This window comes from Paenibacillus sp. FSL R5-0701, assembly GCF_037973995.1.
In the GTDB taxonomy this organism is placed as follows: Bacteria; Bacillota; Bacilli; order Paenibacillales; family Paenibacillaceae; genus Paenibacillus.
The window spans coordinates 1,344,177-1,361,000 of the sequence record NZ_CP150230.1; the positions used below are offsets into that span (position 1 = coordinate 1,344,177).

Consider the following 16,824-nt stretch of genomic DNA (forward strand, 5'->3'; position numbering starts at 1 on the left):
CATGTTGCTGTTGTTGATTACTGGGGCTACGGGTTGTGATGGAGAAGGGGCAGAAGAAACGGTGTCCCGGCCGGTCTTTCCTGAAGCTCCCCAAGATACTCAGCTGTATGACACTTCCATACTGGATGATGAATCCCGTTGGACGGTCAACAATGCGCATGATCCGGCCATTATCAAAACCGATCAGGGATACTACGTCTATTCCACAGACGTTCGTGTAGCAGGAGAAGCGAAACCCGGCGTTATGGTACGCAAATCGGATGATCTGATCCACTGGAAGTGGGTAGGTCAAGCTCTGCCCGGGATTCCGCAAGAAGCGCTGGACTGGACAGGTGCGGTCAATCTGTGGGCACCGGATGTAATTCAGGCTGGTGATACCTATCGGATGTATTATTCGGCTTCTTCTTTTGGCAGCACCCAGTCGGCTATTGGTCTTCAGACATCCTCATCTCCTGAAGGTCCTTGGACAGATGAAGGACTGGTTGTGAAAACCTCTGCGAATGAACAGGACAAATTAAATGCCATTGATGCCAATCCTATTGTGGATGCTGAGGGCAATTCGTGGATGGTATATGGTTCATTCTTTGACGGCATCTACATTGCGCCACTTGATCCCGACACCGGGAAATTCAAGGACGAGGGTTATGGTACTCGCATTGCTGCTCGGGATCGTGCTACCGAAGAAGGTGCAGTCGAAGGTCCATACATTGTGTATAACCAGGAGTTCAAAAAGTATTATCTGTTCGTCTCCTATGATTCTTTATTCGAGGACTATAACGTGCGGGTTGCGCGTGCTGATTCAATCACAGGACCGTACACGGACATAAACGGCAATAACATGCTGGATACAGAGTATCTGCCGCAATATGAGATCGGCACCAAAATTCTCGGCGGTTATCGCTTCACAGAAGGCGAGGGCTGGGTTGCGCCCGGACATAACTCCGTTCTGAAGGACAGAGACGATTATTACATCGTGCATCATGCACGGGGTGAGACGGATAAAAACTGGCCCTATCTGCATGTACGCAAAATGTTATGGACCAAGGACGGCTGGCCTGTCGTTTCACCGGAGCGTTACGCCGGTGAGACTGTACAGGACATTCCGAAGTCCATGATTGCCGGGGAGTGGGAAGGCATGGCACTTGATCCGTCCGTGGACGGGCAGATTCAAGCCGTGCCTTATACCCTAACAAGCAACGGTAAGATTAAAAGCGAAAAGGGTTCAGGAACCTGGACATTTGATGGTAAACAAACACTGACGTTGAAGTGGAAAGAAAGCCCATGGGGCGGAGCTTCCACGGAAGAGTTGCGACTGCTCCCGTCCTGGGACTGGGAGCGAAGCCAGCCCGCGCTGGTGGTGACAGGCCTCAATGACCACGGCATCGCGGTCTGGGGCAAGCAGATCAGCGCAGCGGAGGAATAAGGGGCGTGCGGCGAGCGCGAAAAGAGCGAGCTGCTGCGCCAAGGTTAGTGAGGGGGAGGAAGGAGCCGCAGGAGCGAGTTTGGCATCCGATTTCAACCGCCAAGAGCGGTTGAAAGAGAAATCGGAGGACAAGAGAGCGCCAAGGCCCTACCACCCCCGAACGTCCGCTGTGTATCCAAGCTGTCCTATTAAGCTGCGCTAACGCAGATAGACACCCAAGATTCATCTGTGCTGGCCTATGTCTGATGCCAATCATGCTCTAAATACGGGGAGAGTTGACCCTGCGAAGCGGTCAACCCCATAAGACTGAGCCACAATAAAAGGCTCGAAGTGAGGTTGTAACCCAGCGAGCGCGGTAAGAGCGAGCTGCTGCGCCAAGGGTGTACAAGCAGTGAGGGGAGGAAGGAGCCGCAGGAGCGAGTTTGGCATCCGATTTCAACCGCCAGGAGCGGTGGGAAAAAGAAATCGGAGGACAAGAGAGCACCAAGGCCCTACCACCCCCAAGCGTCCGCTGTGCATGACAAAGTTGGCCTATGTCTGAGGCCAATCATGCTCTAAATACGGGGAGAGTTGACCCTGCGAAGCGGTCGACCCCATAAGATCGAGCCAACAAAAAAGGCTCGAAGTGAGGTTGTAACCCAGCGAGCGCGGTAAGAGCGAGCTGCCGCTCTGATGGTGCACAAGCAGTGAGGGGGAGGAAGGAGCCGCAGGAGCGAGTTTGTCCTCCGATTTCAACCGCCAGGAGCGGTGGGAAAAAGAAATCGGAGGACAAGAGAGCACCAAGGCCCTGCCACCCCCGAACGTCCGCTGTGCACCACCCAAAAGGGTTTTCGTTTTTTTCGCAATTGGGTTACATCCCCCAACTTCGAGCCAAACAACATTTGAAAGGGGAGCATTCCCATGACTGATTCCATTACCTTTACTAATCCCATCCTGGAGCAGCGCGCTGATCCGTGGGTTTACCGCCATACAGACGGTTACTATTATTTCTCCGCTTCCGTACCAGCCTTTGACCGGATTGAGATCCGGCGAGCAGAGACATTGGAAGAGTTAAGAAATGCTGAGCCGGTAACGGCTTGGACCAAGCATGACACGGGGCCAATGAGTGCCAACATCTGGGCACCGGAGATTCATTTTATCGATGGAAAATGGTACATACACTATGCTGCGGCTCACACCAGTGAGACCAACGAAGGTCTGTTCGATCATCGGATGTATGTTCTGGAGAACGATTCCGCGAATCCACTCGAAGGAGAGTGGGTAGAAAAGGGACAGATACACACACGGTGGGAATCATTTGCGCTGGATGCAACAACCTTTGAACATAAGGGTATCCGCTATCTGGTCTGGGCACAGAAAGATCCTGATATTGTGGGCAACTCGAACCTGTACATTGCCGAAATGGAAAACCCGTGGACGCTACGCGGCGAACAGGTCATGATCTCTACGCCAGAGTATGATTGGGAGATCATCGGCTTTAAGGTCAATGAAGGAGCAGCCGTGATGCATCGGAATGGACGGTTGTTTATCGGCTACTCGGCAAGCGCGACCGATTACAATTATTGTATGGGTCTGCTCACCGCAGATGAAAATGCCGACTTGCTTGATCCGGCCAGCTGGGTGAAATCACCCGAGCCGGTATTCCAGACTTGTGAAGCGAACGGCCAATACGGCCCGGGTCATAATAGCTTTACGGTGTCACCGGATGGCAAGACCGATATTCTGATTTATCATGCGCGTAATTACAAAGACATCGAGGGTGATCCCTTGTATGATCCAAACCGTCACGCCCGTGCTCAAGTGATTCATTGGCGTGAAGATGGCACACCTGATTTCGGTGTTCCGGTTCCGGATGGAAAAGCAGTAGCAGAAGCAAAATAAGAGGTAGTGAAACCTTTCATACGAGAGTCCTTAGTTAGCGAGTGATGCTGATTAAGGGCTCTTCCGTATGTGATAAGATAGAGCGGTCTGAACATATGTGTCCTGGACATAAAAACAAAGCAACCACAACGATGATTTCTGCGTATGAGAAAGATACAGATTACGATGCAGAACCTATTAGGAGGATCACATATGGATTCACGCGAGACATTGGACAAGGAACTTGAACAGATTTTGAAATGGGAGAAACAACAGAAAGACTTGTTTATTTGGGATAAAATCGGGCGTTTGCCCTTTGCGATGTTGGATAAAGTGATGCCTAAAGCGTTAAAACAAAAGATCGGAGATTCCCTGAACGACGTGGGTCAGTATGTGCAGAATGGAGGCAAGTTCCTCGTACAGAAGAAAAAAGTAGCCAAGCTGCTGCAAGAGGAAGCCGAGAGGTCCGGTTATTCCATGATGGATACGACCTATCGTCTGGAGCAGGATGCTGAAGCCGAGGGGACAGCCAAGATTCATAGTGTAGAGAATCTGCCACTTCAGGTGCTGGACCAGGTGGCCGATAACATTACTGACAGTCGAACGAAGTTTGCCGCGGCACAGGGAGCAGCTACAGGGTTTGGTGGCATTGTAACCATTGCAGCAGATATTCCGATGGTGATGGGGCTTTCCTTGAAGGTAATGCAAGAGATGGCTCTGTGTTACGGTTATGATCCCGATGAACCGCTGGAGCGCATCTTTATTGTCAAATGTCTGCAATTCTCTTCCGCAGATATTGTAGGCAAGAAAGCGATCATTGAAGAACTCGCAGCTTACGACGATCCGGACAAGCCCATTGAGGTGGTATCGCAGATGCAGGGCTGGCGGGAAGTGTTTAACTCCTACAGTGAATCTTTCGGCTGGAAGAAGCTTTTCCAACTCGTGCCGATTGCCGGTATGGTGTTTGGTTCGGTGAGCAACAAAAATACAATCCGAGATGTAGCCGAAGCAGGAAAAATGTTGTACAAAAAACGGCTGATCCTTCAGCGTTTGAAGTAATATTACAGAAGAAGTAATACTAGAGAAGAATATTTATATTGAAAGAGTTGAATTTGATATGTTAAACAAACAGGGTTTCTATGATCTTTTGGATCGCAATAATATCGTTTACGAAAGTATTGAACATCCCGCAGTATACACGATGGAGGAAATATTCTCTTATCAGATTCCACATACAGAACGTATTGTTAAGAATCTGTTTCTGCGTGATGACAAGAAGCGCAACTATTATCTGGTGACGATTGCTGGGACGAAGTCCGTTGATTTGAGAAGTTTAAGCGAAAAGATACCTAGCCGCAAATTAAGTTTTGCCAGTGAAAAGGATTTGTTGGAATTCCTCGGATTGGAAAAGGGCCATGTAAATCCAATGGGGGTTCTCAATAATATTCAGAAAAACGTGACCGTAGTTTTTGACAAGGATCTAGTTGGTCAGAAAATTGGAATTCATCCCATGGAAAATACGGCGACGGTATTCCTTGAATTAGAAGATGTGAAGGAACTGATTACAGCTCATGGCAGCAGCATTGTCATGTGTGACGTTGAATAATACGTTTGAAGCTAAATACGAGAAAAACCAATATAACAAAAAGGTTCCTGCCGTTCTGTATATTACAGAGATGGCGGGAACCTTTTTCTTGCGATTCAAACATTTTATTTAGACTGCAGATGTAGGTTACTCTTCACTACCATTTTCTTTCGCCCAGATATTCAGTAATTTATCGGATGGAAGCAGGAACGTGAAGATCCCGAGCAGGGGCAGGAAGCTGCACATCTGCATTACCGGTGATACACCGAAAACGTCAATCCAGTTACCCAGCACGAGTGCGCCCAGGCCGCCCATACCAAATGCCAGACCAGTAATTAGACCGGAAACCGTTCCGATTTTGCCCGGAATCAGCATTTGTGCATATACAACCGTAACCGAGAAGCTGGATAACATGATAAAACCAATAATGGTTAGCAGTACGCCTGTCCAGAACAGATTCGCATAAGGTAACAACAGAGCCAGTGGAGCAGCTCCGGCCATGGACAGGAAGATCAGATTACGTTTGCCGAATCGATCCGCCAGTGGGCCTCCGAAGAACGTACCAAGCGCCCCGGCAGCCAGGAACAGGAAGATATAGATCTGCGCGTCCTCTGTGGACAATCCAAAGGTATCTTTCAGATTAAACGCATAGAAGCTGCCGATGGAAGCGATATACCAGGAACGAACAAAGACGAGCAAAATTAATAGCGTAATGGCGGCAGTAATCTTTTTGCGTAAAGCAGGATTGGGTGCACGACGAGCAGCAGCCTGTCTACGCAGGTATCCTCCCGATTGCAGCATGCGTCCATACCAACGGGCGATGTAGATCTGAACTGCAATCCCCATGGCAGCAATGCCTGTAAATCCAATGGCACCGAACAGTCCAAACGGGATAAAGATCCAACGTGTAAGCAATGGGGCAAGGGATTGCCCAGCGTTACCACCGACTTGGAAGATGGACTGTGCCAGTCCACGGCGTTGCCCGGCAGCCATGTGTGATACACGCGAACCTTCCGGATGGAAAGCAGCGGAACCCAGACCGACAAAGATAACGGAAATCAGGACAGCCATATAACTGTCAGCGAAGGCCAACAGCAACATGCCGGTAAATGTAAAACCCATGCCAATGGGCAGGATAGATGGTGTCGGTTTTTTATCAGCAAACCAGCCTACGACAGGCTGCATAATGGAAGCGGTAAAGTTGATAGCAAATGAGATCCATCCGATTTGAGTATACGTGAGATGCATAGAGTCTTTCAGAATCGGAAAAATGGCGGGAATGACCGACTGGATTGAATCATTGAACAGATGAACCAGACTGATCGCAATGAGTATCCGGTATACGGTGCTTTGGGCATCCAATCCGGGTGGGTTTTTCGAACGTGCTGTGGCGTCCTTGGTTAATGAGGTTTGTGTAGACATGTACAATTCTCCTTTGGTCGCGGTCACGAGGGATCAGCGCCTGATGTTGTAATATATGCGTGTAAGCATATTGTTACATAATAGGATAGATTGATTGGACCGACAAGGGGAACAAGAGAAAACGTTGACGAATTCAATAGATGTTTTTTTTATAGCCATTACATTTACAAAAGAAACGTATTACTTTAGCATCTACTGTAAGAAGATCCATATTTATGTGTAAGAAGCATAGAGGAGGGATGGATATGAAATCCTTATCACCTTATGAATCCGCCAAACGTGAGTTGGTGATGACTATTTTGTATATGGCTGTAATAACGTTTCTGGCTGTCTATGTTGCACCGAAATCTCTATCTGCTTCCATCGTCATATTTATCATTTTTCAATCAATTGGTGTGCTGATGTTGAGACATTACGTCAAAAAAGTCAAAGCACTAAAGGAAGATCAATCTACTTGAATGCGCTGCGATCTCATTCCGTTGAGACACTTAAGTTTCATACAGGTGTATGCTAACCAAAGAAAAAGCCGAACTTCTTCAGTTTTGAAGAGTTCGGCTTTTCTGTGTCCTATAATTTATTTAAGTTATAGCAGAGTTGATTTACCCGCCAGTTTAACGATTATCAATCGTCTCCGGATACATATCATGATTCATCATGCGGTGGTCAGCCATCTGCTCGTACTTTGTTCCCGGCTTACCGTAGTTCGTATACGGGTCAATGGAAATACCGCCGCGCGGTGTGAATTTGCCCCATACTTCGATGTAACGCGGGTCCATCAGCTTGATCAGGTCGTTCATGATGATGTTCACACAGTCCTCGTGGAAATCACCATGGTTACGAAAGCTGAACAGGTACAGCTTGAGTGATTTACTCTCGACCATTTTCACATCGGGAATGTAGCTGATATAGATCGTTGCAAAATCCGGCTGACCCGTAATCGGGCACAGGCTGGTGAACTCCGGGCAGTTGAATTTTACAAAATAATCGCGGTACGGATGTTTGTTATCAAAGCTCTCCAGGATGCCCGGATCATATTCAAACGTATATTTTACGTTCTGGTTACCCAGCAACGTCACATCTTGCATCTCATCAGGTTGTCTCATCGGTTATTAAACGCTCCTTGTTTCCGTCAAAGCCCGAAGCCTCGCGGTATATATGAATAGGCATTTTTGCCTGTTGAATTCTCTTTTTTGTCTGAGGACATTTCGTCCTCATCCTTACATCATGCCGCCCATTCCACCCATACTGCCCATCACACGCCGCGTTTGTTGCCCCATACCAGCGTATGAAGCTGTGGAAGCACACGAACATCATTCAGGTCATCGGAGGCGCTGACTTGGTCGATCAGCCACTCATAACGAGCAAGCAGTGAGGACGCCAGATCTGGCGTTTCAGCGGAAGTCACATCCGGGTTCCCGGTTTGTAAAAATAAATCCGTGCCCGGATACCGTGCATGTACACGGCGGGCATAGTCCAAGTCTGTCTCATCGAAGATCACGATCTTCAGACTGTGACTTCGTTCTACCGGACCAGCTGCCAGCCGTCCGATCAGATCATCCAGCACGGCCCAATCGGTGTCCATGCCGGAGCTGGGTGGCTTGGGCGAGACGGTGACTTCGTCAATGTCCGCCAGCCAAGGCTGCCAGCGAGAGCCCTGTGTCTCCACCGCGGTGCGGATGCCGTTCTCCCGCAGCAGGGCAACCAATCCGCCCAGCGAAGCGAGCAGGGCGGGATTACCGCCGGAGATGGTGACATGGGAGAAACGGGTGCCGCCAACGCGGCGCAATTCTTCCCATACGTCCTCTGGCGTAATCATTCGAATCTGGTCCTTGCCACTGCCGTCCCAGGTAAAGGCTGAGTCGCACCAGGAGCAGCGATAATCGCAGCCCGCGGTGCGAACAAACATCGTTTTTTGCCCGATGACCATGCCTTCGCCTTGAACCGTCGGTCCAAAAATCTCCATCACGGGAATACGAGCCTCTTTGCGAGATCCCGTCTCATTCACCGTATGCTTCTGGTGTGTCACACTACTCATGGATCATCCACTCCCGTCTCGCTTCCGCGTAACTGGTGGGTGTCTCGAAAAGTCGGACAAACTCCGTCCGCCCACCATCGGTCAGCCCGGCGTATGGTTCCGTCTGGAGCGCATGTTCCATTTGTTCGAACAGCCAAACGACCATATTTTCAGCCGTGGTATTCATTAAAGGAAGTGTCTCGTTGAGGTATTGATGATCCAGATATCCCTCAATCTGAGTTTTCCATATATCTTTGATATGTCCAAAATCAACCGTCAGCCCGGTTTCACCCGGATAACCGCTGATACCAAAAATAACTTTATACGTATGACCGTGCAGGTTCTTGCACTTGCCTTCATAACAATGCAGATGATGTGCTGCGTCAAAGGTGAATTCTTTGCTTACAAGCACACGTTTGCGGTGATAGCGCAGCTGGGTGGGCAGAATATCTTCTCCGATGCGTTGCAGATGCTCTACAATACGGAATGTTCCCGGCTCTCTCATCGTACATCCACTCCCGCCGATTCAGCAGTAGTACGTTGCTGTACATAGCGATCCAGTCCAGCTTTGCGCAGTTTGCAGGCAGGGCATTCTCCGCAGCCATCGCCGATCACGCCGTTATAACAGGTGAGGGTACGCTCGCGTACATAATCAAAGGCGCCGAGATCATCGGCCATCTTCCACGTTTGGGCTTTGTCCAGCCACATGAGCGGGGTGTGAATGACAAATGGATAGTCCATCGACAGGTTAAGCGTCACATTCATCGACTTTACAAATGAATCCCGGCAATCCGGGTATCCGCTGAAATCCGTCTCGCATACACCTGTAACCAGGTGACGAGCTCCTTTTTGCTTGGCCATAATGGCCGCAAAACTGAGGAATAACAGATTCCGTCCATCTACAAATGTACTCGGCAGTTCGCCTTCTTCATGGGTAATCTCCACATCCGTGCGAGTAAGCGCGTTGGGTGCAAGCTGATTTAACAGCCTCATATCAAGTACCGTTTGCTGTACGCCCAGATCACGAGCGATCTCGGCTGCACATTCAATCTCCAGCTTGTGGCGTTGACCGTAATCAAACGTAACAACCTCGACTTCGGCAAACTGTTGTTTGGCCCAGAACAGACACGTGGTACTATCCTGACCTCCGCTGAATACAACGACTGCTTTTTCTTCGTTCAACATAAAAAAACCTCTCTATCTTCTTGAGATCAAACCATGCACATAGGCATAGAGTGTCGGAAGAACAGAGAAGTTCATGAACTGGCATCCATCAAAAAACACACCTTCTTGATAACCGCTTCAAAAAAGCAGGCAAGAGTAAGTGTCCTTAGTTTTTTACGTACATGATTGCATGGTGACCGCAACGTGTACGCAAGACTTATACTGACCATCGCATGGTCAAGTCTTGTAGAGGGAGTTCGCGAACCTCTCCCATGCCACAGGCATGGATTTTCTTCTTCAATTGTCTGAACCATTATAACATGAAACAGTGTGGTGACCACCCCACTGGAGCATAGTGGCAGCTCATCGGTCGGTTCCATCCTATAACAGCTTACTTGATCAGTACATTACCGAAAGGGATCACTTCTTTCAGAATTCGTTTGAACAGTCCCTCATCGTTAAGATCCTGTTCCAAGCGGTGATTCTCACGTCCAGCCTGAAAGAGCACAGATCCATGTCCTGTCATCTTCCAATGATAATTCATATGCTGACTGGCAAGGTTGTTACCATATACGGTGAGTTCCAGATGTGCATTTTCGGGATAAGCAATAATGCTGCCAGCATCCACATAGAGCGGCGCTGTTGGGTGAAGTTCCTGTTGGCAGACCTGACCTTGAGTGAGCAATCCGATTTTGCCTTTGCCGGAAAATTTCATTTTCACTGCATCACGGGTGATCAGCATATTTTTGATTTTCTGAATTTTGGTATGCATGGTTACACCATCAGAGTAGAAGAACAGGTGGCGGAAGTCATAGAGCAGATCACTGTCCTCCGTGAGCTCCACTTCCTTCATGGTGAATCCGGGAGGCAGGGCAGCCACAAATTGGCAAGGTCCGGTGATTTCGGATTTAATCAGCTTTTTTTTGCGATATATGCCCGTGATATTCATGAATTTATCATTGCGATTCCCACTTGGACCGCGAAAGGCCACAATCTGCTGCGGATGCAAAATATGAAGGCGGTCATCTTTAATCAGTGAAAATGTGACGACTTGTCCTGCTCCGCCTGCTTCAGCATTGTTCAGGTGTATGTTCATGCAGTTGCTCCTGTTCTTTTATACTCGGCCTGAACGGCGACGCATTCCCCAGCGCATCACACGAATCAGAACAAAGTAACCCAATATGAGAGAAACGACAGTGATGATCGTCGTCTGAATTCGTTTGGTGGTAGCTGCTTTGGCATTCTGGTCGTCCTGTAATTTACTTACCATTTCAGTGAGTTTCTGGTTCTGAGCCAGCAGTTGTTCGTTCTGGGTCTTAAATGCTTCGACATTGGCCTGGGCTTGTCCCAACTGAGCAGATGTTTGATTTAATTGCTCCATTGTTTGCTTATAACTTTCCTGCAGAGCGTTCACTTCTCCGGGCAGTTCGGAGACTCGCTCCCATCCGCTGTATATATCCGTAAAAATATTGGCGCTGGCTGCACTTACTGTCGAAGCGATCGAAACGGTAAATAGAATGCATGTGGTGAATAACACCCGAATGAAATAACCCTGAATGGATTTTGGCATCGTTAACACCTCTTTCTTCGGTTAGATAGATCAATTGCCGAATTCGTCGTCTATTGTTGAAATACGGCTCTTACATTATACGTCAAAACCGGGACGATGGGTTCAAGATGATATCGTTTTATTACCCGAAATATTTAAAATGATTTAGGAACACGGCTGTTTAACTTACAGTTCTGTGGGGTAATAGAACGATAGGCAAGCACACCGGACCGTTTTACAGATCTTTTACTTCAGTTCCGGGTGCATGCTATTCACAAATGCGCAATTTAATGAATGATGCCAATATATCCGATTGAATATAAGATCGTGAACATGAAGGAGTAGAAAGATATGTACACAACAGATCAGAACACATCAACCAAAACAATTATGATCACTGTTAATGGAGAGCCAGTAGGCCGTAAGCTGGTCATTGACAGTGTCACCTATGCTCCGGTAACCGAAGCAGATAACACACGGTATTTACACAAAATGGGAATCGATCATCCTACTGTTTAATTTGGGACTTGTCATAGATAAGTGATTGAAAAGCTTGGCATAGCGCCAGGCTTTTTCGTCGTTTATTGTCGTATTGAGACGGATTTAGGGATATAAAACTAATATATTGGAAAAATTTAATGAGAACATGTGTTCCGTGACAATATAGTGTCCATTCACCCTGATAACTTAGAAGATAATACATATAAATCGGGGGAGAGACTACCAGTGAACTCAGTCTTTGAAGTATCTTATTCGTGGAATAAAGAGGCCATACCGACAGGGGGAGCCGACCCCGTATATATGATGGTAGAGTGGCGTAACGGTGCCCCTGCCAAAAGACTTAGGAAAATAGCACCCAAAATTGTATCAAGAGATTTGGAACTTTTGCTCAAACCGGAATATGGAGTACAGCTAAAAGGTATCTATGGATGTCGCTCCAAAGAAACGGATATTGGCTGGGTACTGAGGCTTGGCGATATGTACAAGGGGGAAAGCAAGCAAATTTTGCTTGAATTCGTCATGGGACCCCGTGCATCAGGAAAAGCTGCCGTATGTTCAGCCTATTGGAGCACAAGGAAGTTGAAACAAAGTCAACGTGTATTGTTACGAAGAGAACAGTTGTATATTCAGTACACCAGTCATCTGGGCATGTTGCGACAGCCCGAAGATCCCAAGGTGGAGAAAACGATCAAATTAAGTGAAACGGTGCCCTTGATCAAACAAGCCCTGCGCGCTTACGAAAGAGGACGGGTTCAAGAGGGAAACAATATGTTGCGTCGTCATGCAGATGCATTGTTAATTGAAGCTGCACGGAAACAGGATCTGGACTATTACGCGGAAGCCGAGATCGTCGAAAAGCTACGTTATCACTACGAGATCACGTTTACAACCGGATATCATGATCGTGAAAAAAAGATATTAGGGGAATAGGGTTGATTTCAAATGGTAACGGTTAGAGTGAGTCTACATATTTGAAGGTGAAGTTTAGGAGAAGGTCGAATGTATGTATCAATATCATATTAAACAATGGATGGAGTTGTATCAAATTTATTGAAACAACATCGTGGAGGGTCCGGCAAAATGACAGACCGACTAATCCGATTAATGCGCATTATAACGCTGGTACAGGCCAAGCCAGGTATTCTGGCACGTGAGCTTGCCGAGCGATGCGAGACGACGGAAAGGACGATATACCGCGACATGGAGGCCCTCAGTGCAATGCATATCCCGATCGCCAATATGGGACACGGGCAAGGGTACATGTTTATCAGCCAATTTGCCATGTATCCGCTAAATTGGTCTGATGAAGAAGCCCAAGCTTTCATGCATCTTGCTGAAGTTATGGAGAATATTCGTCCTTTGCTGAAACCTGCTTTTGAGAGCGCTTATGAGAAAGTGGTTGCTGCGAGTCAGAAAAACAAAACAGAACGAGTGGAATGGTCGGAGCATATTAGTAGTTTGTTTAAACTGGGGTTGCCTGCATGGCAAAATGAGAGAAATGATCCACAGAATCAATCTCTAATTCCCCTGCTTCAGGCTGGCATTTCACAGAACACCATTGAAGGGGAATATCTGTCTCAAGGTAAAAAAGGGATCGTACGCATAGATCCTTACTGTCTTATCCCTCGCGAGTACAGATTTGAACTGTTAGCATATTGTCACCTGTCGGAGAAACTTCGAATCTTTCAGGTAAGTCGGCTGCAGAGGATACGAATATTGCCACGCACGTTTCGCAAAGAGGATCATCTCATACAATCGCATTTCCGCATTCCTTGGGCATACGAGGGAAGTACGGAGTGGACAGCGTTCAAAATTCGATTTGCACCCCATGCTGTGGAGCGTGTGATGCAGGAGCAATTTTTTATGCGACCGATCCTAACCATTGAACCGGAAGGTAGCCTGTTATTTGAAGCCATATTAAGTGATGTTGACGAATTTCTCGTATGGATATCTAAATATGGACCTGATGCGGAAATCCTCGAACCGGAGATCTGCCGCATCAAGATGAAAGAACGTCTGAATGATTGGCAACAAATGTACAATAAAAGTTGAGATTAGAATGCCATCCATCCTAAGGCAAAACACGATTAAGTACTGTGCTTTGGACAGTTACTCTTTGGTTTTGAAAAGGCTTGCCAGATTGCCAAAAGGTGATTCTTTCTCTTCATCTTCTGTGGAGCTGGAATAGACAACCTTGGATGTAATGCCCTCATCATCGGCTGCACAGTTGTTTTCGAGCGTGAATCGGTCAAATTGATGCATAAATACCTTTGCTGTATTGATGGCATCATCCAAGGCACGGTGCTGGGTACCATCAAATTCGATTCCGCAGATTTCAAGAGCCTGAGCGAGTCCGAGTTGACGGAATTTGCCTTCTTTGCGGACGGTGCGGGACCACTGTTGCTGGAGATCGTTATGATTGGTGATCCAGGCCACATCAAGTTCATGGGTACGACAATGAGAGATCAGTTTGCTGCGGTCATCGGGTCCCCAGGAACACATGTAATAGGGGTCACTTCCCATCCAGGCAATGAATTGGTTCAGTGCTGCCGGGAAAAGAGGGGCTGCATCAATATCTTTCTGCGTGATACCTGTAAATTGAATCGTGTCAGTGGACAGCACGGACTTGTTGGAAGGACGAACATACGTATGGAACGTATCCGTTACGACCAATCCATCGGCACTTTCCGTAACTTTGACAGCACCGATATCAATAATTTCAGAAGAATAGCGAGTATTGCGGCTTACCGTGAATTCAAGATCATATATGATATATGGCATAGGACAAGCTCCTTTATCGATTAATACCTGTGATAGATTTCTATTTCTCTATATTACAGGGAACGTGCTGCCATGTCAGCCATCGCTAGAGAATTCATTATAGTCAGGATGAACGAAGAGTCAAAAAGTGGTCATTATAATGAGGAAAGTTAGGGACTTTCCTATATTTTGTTTGTATTTATGGTAACATAATAGTAGAATTTTCCGTCTTATTATCAAAACTTCCTAACACCGTTAAAGTGTTGGGGAGTTTTTTATTATGTATAGCATGCTCATGCAGGAAAGGAGAAAAGGTTAGTCGGTTGTTGGTATAACATAGGAAAACTAGTTCACGAGTTAGTATTATTGAATTTAAAGTACATATGGAGGTTTGTTTCTTTGATTAGTAGAAAATTGAAAATAACAGCAATTACAGCTAGTGTGTTTATTGTGTTAATTGGCGCTGCATATGGTGCATTCTATATCTGGAACAAAAATTATAAATTTAATAATAATTATGTATGGCAGCCTTTGGAGGACGTGCAATCTACACTAAACCTGAAAGATTCCTATAACGTGATTGTAGCTGGAACGGATCCGGAAGGTATTACTGCTGCCTTATCAGCTGCTCGTAATGGGATGCGTGTATTGCTGGTGGAAGCAAGAGATCGCAACATGTTGGGAGGATTGTTGACCGAGGGAGGCCTTAATACGCTGGATCTAAATTATTCCCCTGAACAACCGCAGTTATTGAGTAGTTTGCGGCAGCCTGACTTTTTGAACAAAGGCATTTTCCAGGAATGGTTTGACCAGATCGAGGGTAGTTCATTTGATACCAATACAGCGGCTAACATGTTCTATCGGATGGTTCGTTCCGAACCTAATATTGACCTGTTGATGAATGCTAAGGAATTAGTTCCCCTTACTGAACAATCTACGGGAGATCACACAACAATAACGGGTATGAGTATAACTAAAGAAGATGGAACAACTGTTCAGATCTCAACCCGCTCCATCATTGATGCAACGCAAGATGCGGATATTGCAGCCGCTGCAGGGGTTCCATATTCCATAGGCAGACAAGATATTGGAGATGGTAAATCCAAAATGGTCTCTACGCTTGTATTCAAGTTAAGCGGTGTTACTGATGAGGTATGGCAAAAATTCAGGGAAAGAGAGGGAACCGGGGTTGATAAGATGAGTGCTTGGGGGTACGGTGATGCTAGAAAATATGAATCCTCCAATCCACAACATATTAAGATTCGCAGTCTGAATATCGGAAGACAAAATGATGATACAATCTTGATTAATACAATGCAGATCTTTGGGGTAGATCCGTTAGATCCGATATCTGTGAAAAAAGGTCTGGAAATCGGGCGTAAAGAAGCCCCACTAATTGTTGATTTTCTGAAGAAAAATTATGATGAATTTGCAGGGTTACAATATGCTGGAACAGCAGACGAGCTTTACGTGAGGGAGTCACGTCATATCTATGGCGAGTACCGATTAACATTAGCTGATGTCATGGAAAATCGTGATCATTGGGATGCCATTGGATACGGTTCATACGATATTGATATTCAGAGCACGAGTGTTGGAAATCCCGGCACGATTATGTTGAGTCCGATTCAATATGGTGTACCCTTTCGCTCGCTTGTACCGCTAAAGGTTGACGGTTTGCTCGTCGTTGGACGTGCAGCAAGTTATGATACCATCCCACACGGTAGTGCAAGAGTTGTCCCACTGGGAATGGCAGAGGGAGAAGCAGCAGGAGCGGCGGTCAAGCTGGCATATATGCATAAGGAGTCCTTCCGCGAACTCTCAACTTCTGAAGAGCGAGCATCTGAACTACGTAAGATGCTGGAGAATCAGGGGATGGATCTGAAAGTACATCGTTTCGAGCAGCCTGATTATATGGAGCATAAGGATTACAGGGGATTATTGGCTGCAGCGAGTATGTATATGACTTCAGGCAATTATAATAACGATGGTTGGGAACTGGATAAAGGAATGAATCCAGAACGATTTTTAAGTAAATTGAAAAGAATGCAAGCGATGTTTCCAGAAGCCTACACAGGCAGTGCCGACCAAGCTCTAGCAAATATGGAGAATGCCTTAACCCTACCTTTAACGTTGGATCAGGCTGCGTATATGTTATGTCTGGCAATGGGATCTTCAGAAACGGAAACTTCACTTGAACAGGCACTTGCTCAATTGCAAACGCAAAACTTTATAAGTGACGACACGCTTGCTGGCATTGCTGACAAGAACAAACTTACCAATGGGGATGCGTTTATGCTCATTCGTGATGTAGTGGAGTATTATTCAGGAGTTGTATTCGACTAATTGGTTGACAATTACTTGTAAATGAACTAATGTGGTCAAAAATGAGAACAGCGTTATAACGAGGACATGATTGTGCAAGCCAGCTTCAACAGAGAGGGAACAGTGTGGTGCAAGGTTCCTGTAGCTGCTTCATAATTCCTACCTCGCGAGCTGCGGAAGAGAATGCCCATCCAGGGTTGCAACCTCCGCCGGCAGGGCCC

General features: G+C 46.7%; 17 protein-coding genes. 9 read left to right on the forward strand and 8 right to left on the reverse strand.

Annotated features, from left to right (window positions below; all coding sequences use genetic code 11):
• The first annotated feature begins 1 nt into the window (after position 1).
• The 4 genes from MKZ13_RS06005 to MKZ13_RS06020 all read left to right on the forward strand — a co-directional run bounded on the left by MKZ13_RS06005 (position 2) and on the right by MKZ13_RS06020 (position 4,889).
• Positions 2–1,423, forward strand: coding sequence for an arabinan endo-1,5-alpha-L-arabinosidase (locus MKZ13_RS06005; RefSeq protein ID WP_339185356.1), 1,422 nt, complete (start codon positions 2–4; stop codon positions 1,421–1,423).
• Between the two features lie 900 nt (positions 1,424–2,323).
• On the forward strand, positions 2,324–3,304 hold the full coding sequence (locus MKZ13_RS06010; protein ID WP_339182590.1) for a family 43 glycosylhydrolase: 981 nt from the start codon (positions 2,324–2,326) through the stop codon (positions 3,302–3,304).
• A gap of 192 nt (positions 3,305–3,496) precedes the next feature.
• Positions 3,497–4,342, forward strand: a complete 846-nt coding sequence (locus tag MKZ13_RS06015) for an EcsC family protein (protein ID WP_221819060.1) — start codon at positions 3,497–3,499, stop codon at positions 4,340–4,342.
• 58 nt (positions 4,343–4,400) lie between these two features.
• Positions 4,401–4,889: a prolyl-tRNA synthetase associated domain-containing protein gene (locus MKZ13_RS06020; RefSeq protein WP_221819061.1), complete on the forward strand. Its 489-nt coding sequence runs from the start codon at positions 4,401–4,403 to the stop codon at positions 4,887–4,889.
• A 126-nt stretch (positions 4,890–5,015) separates the two neighbouring features.
• On the opposite strand, the gene MKZ13_RS06025 is transcribed toward MKZ13_RS06020, so the two are convergent.
• Positions 5,016–6,290 carry an MFS transporter gene (locus tag MKZ13_RS06025; protein WP_076319042.1) on the reverse strand — a complete coding sequence of 425 codons (1,275 nt, stop codon included), beginning with the start codon at positions 6,288–6,290 and terminating at the stop codon, positions 5,016–5,018.
• 245 nt (positions 6,291–6,535) lie between these two features.
• Here MKZ13_RS06025 and MKZ13_RS06030 point away from each other — a divergent pair, with 245 nt between their 5' ends.
• Positions 6,536–6,748 (forward strand): hypothetical protein, encoded by a 213-nt coding sequence (locus tag MKZ13_RS06030; RefSeq protein ID WP_221819062.1) that lies wholly within the window; start codon positions 6,536–6,538, stop codon positions 6,746–6,748.
• 153 nt (positions 6,749–6,901) lie between these two features.
• Here the strand turns inward: MKZ13_RS06030 and queF are convergent, their stop codons facing one another.
• From queF to MKZ13_RS06060, 6 genes are all read right to left on the reverse strand, one after another.
• On the reverse strand, positions 6,902–7,393 hold the full coding sequence (queF, locus tag MKZ13_RS06035) for a preQ(1) synthase (RefSeq protein WP_076319044.1): 492 nt from the start codon (positions 7,391–7,393) through the stop codon (positions 6,902–6,904).
• A 149-nt stretch (positions 7,394–7,542) separates the two neighbouring features.
• Positions 7,543–8,253, reverse strand: a complete 711-nt coding sequence (gene queE, locus MKZ13_RS06040) for a 7-carboxy-7-deazaguanine synthase QueE (RefSeq protein ID WP_260632612.1) — start codon at positions 8,251–8,253, stop codon at positions 7,543–7,545.
• Positions 8,254–8,317: 64 nt separating this feature from the next.
• Positions 8,318–8,809 carry a 6-carboxytetrahydropterin synthase QueD gene (gene queD, locus MKZ13_RS06045; protein WP_100530025.1) on the reverse strand — a complete coding sequence of 164 codons (492 nt, stop codon included), beginning with the start codon at positions 8,807–8,809 and terminating at the stop codon, positions 8,318–8,320.
• Positions 8,806–9,486, reverse strand: coding sequence for a 7-cyano-7-deazaguanine synthase QueC (queC, locus tag MKZ13_RS06050; RefSeq protein WP_221819320.1), 681 nt, complete (start codon positions 9,484–9,486; stop codon positions 8,806–8,808). Before queC ends, queD begins: the two co-directional genes overlap by 4 nt.
• Before the next feature lie 373 nt (positions 9,487–9,859).
• Complete coding sequence (locus tag MKZ13_RS06055) at positions 9,860–10,564, reverse strand: AIM24 family protein (protein ID WP_076209556.1); 705 nt, start codon at positions 10,562–10,564, stop codon at positions 9,860–9,862.
• Between the two features lie 18 nt (positions 10,565–10,582).
• The gene (locus MKZ13_RS06060) at positions 10,583–11,038 is read right to left on the reverse strand and encodes a hypothetical protein (protein ID WP_036611459.1); all 456 of its coding nucleotides are present in this window, start codon (positions 11,036–11,038) and stop codon (positions 10,583–10,585) included.
• 330 nt (positions 11,039–11,368) lie between these two features.
• Here MKZ13_RS06060 and MKZ13_RS06065 point away from each other — a divergent pair, with 330 nt between their 5' ends.
• The 3 genes from MKZ13_RS06065 (at position 11,369) to MKZ13_RS06075 (ending at position 13,570) form a co-directional block, all read left to right on the forward strand.
• Positions 11,369–11,536: a hypothetical protein gene (locus MKZ13_RS06065; protein ID WP_221819065.1), complete on the forward strand. Its 168-nt coding sequence runs from the start codon at positions 11,369–11,371 to the stop codon at positions 11,534–11,536.
• 207 nt (positions 11,537–11,743) lie between these two features.
• Entirely contained in the window at positions 11,744–12,448 is a 705-nt protein-coding gene (locus tag MKZ13_RS06070; RefSeq protein WP_221819066.1) for a hypothetical protein, read from the forward strand.
• Positions 12,449–12,598: 150 nt separating this feature from the next.
• Positions 12,599–13,570, forward strand: a complete 972-nt coding sequence (locus tag MKZ13_RS06075; protein WP_076209866.1) for a WYL domain-containing protein — start codon at positions 12,599–12,601, stop codon at positions 13,568–13,570.
• A gap of 57 nt (positions 13,571–13,627) precedes the next feature.
• Here MKZ13_RS06075 and MKZ13_RS06080 read toward each other — a convergent pair whose 3' ends face one another.
• A complete protein-coding gene (locus MKZ13_RS06080; protein WP_221819067.1) occupies positions 13,628–14,299 on the reverse strand; it encodes a 3'-5' exonuclease in 672 nt (223 codons plus the stop codon).
• Positions 14,300–14,677: 378 nt separating this feature from the next.
• Here MKZ13_RS06080 and MKZ13_RS06085 point away from each other — a divergent pair, with 378 nt between their 5' ends.
• A complete protein-coding gene (locus MKZ13_RS06085) occupies positions 14,678–16,624 on the forward strand; it encodes an FAD-dependent oxidoreductase (protein ID WP_260632574.1) in 1,947 nt (648 codons plus the stop codon).
• Positions 16,625–16,824: the final 200 nt, after the last annotated feature.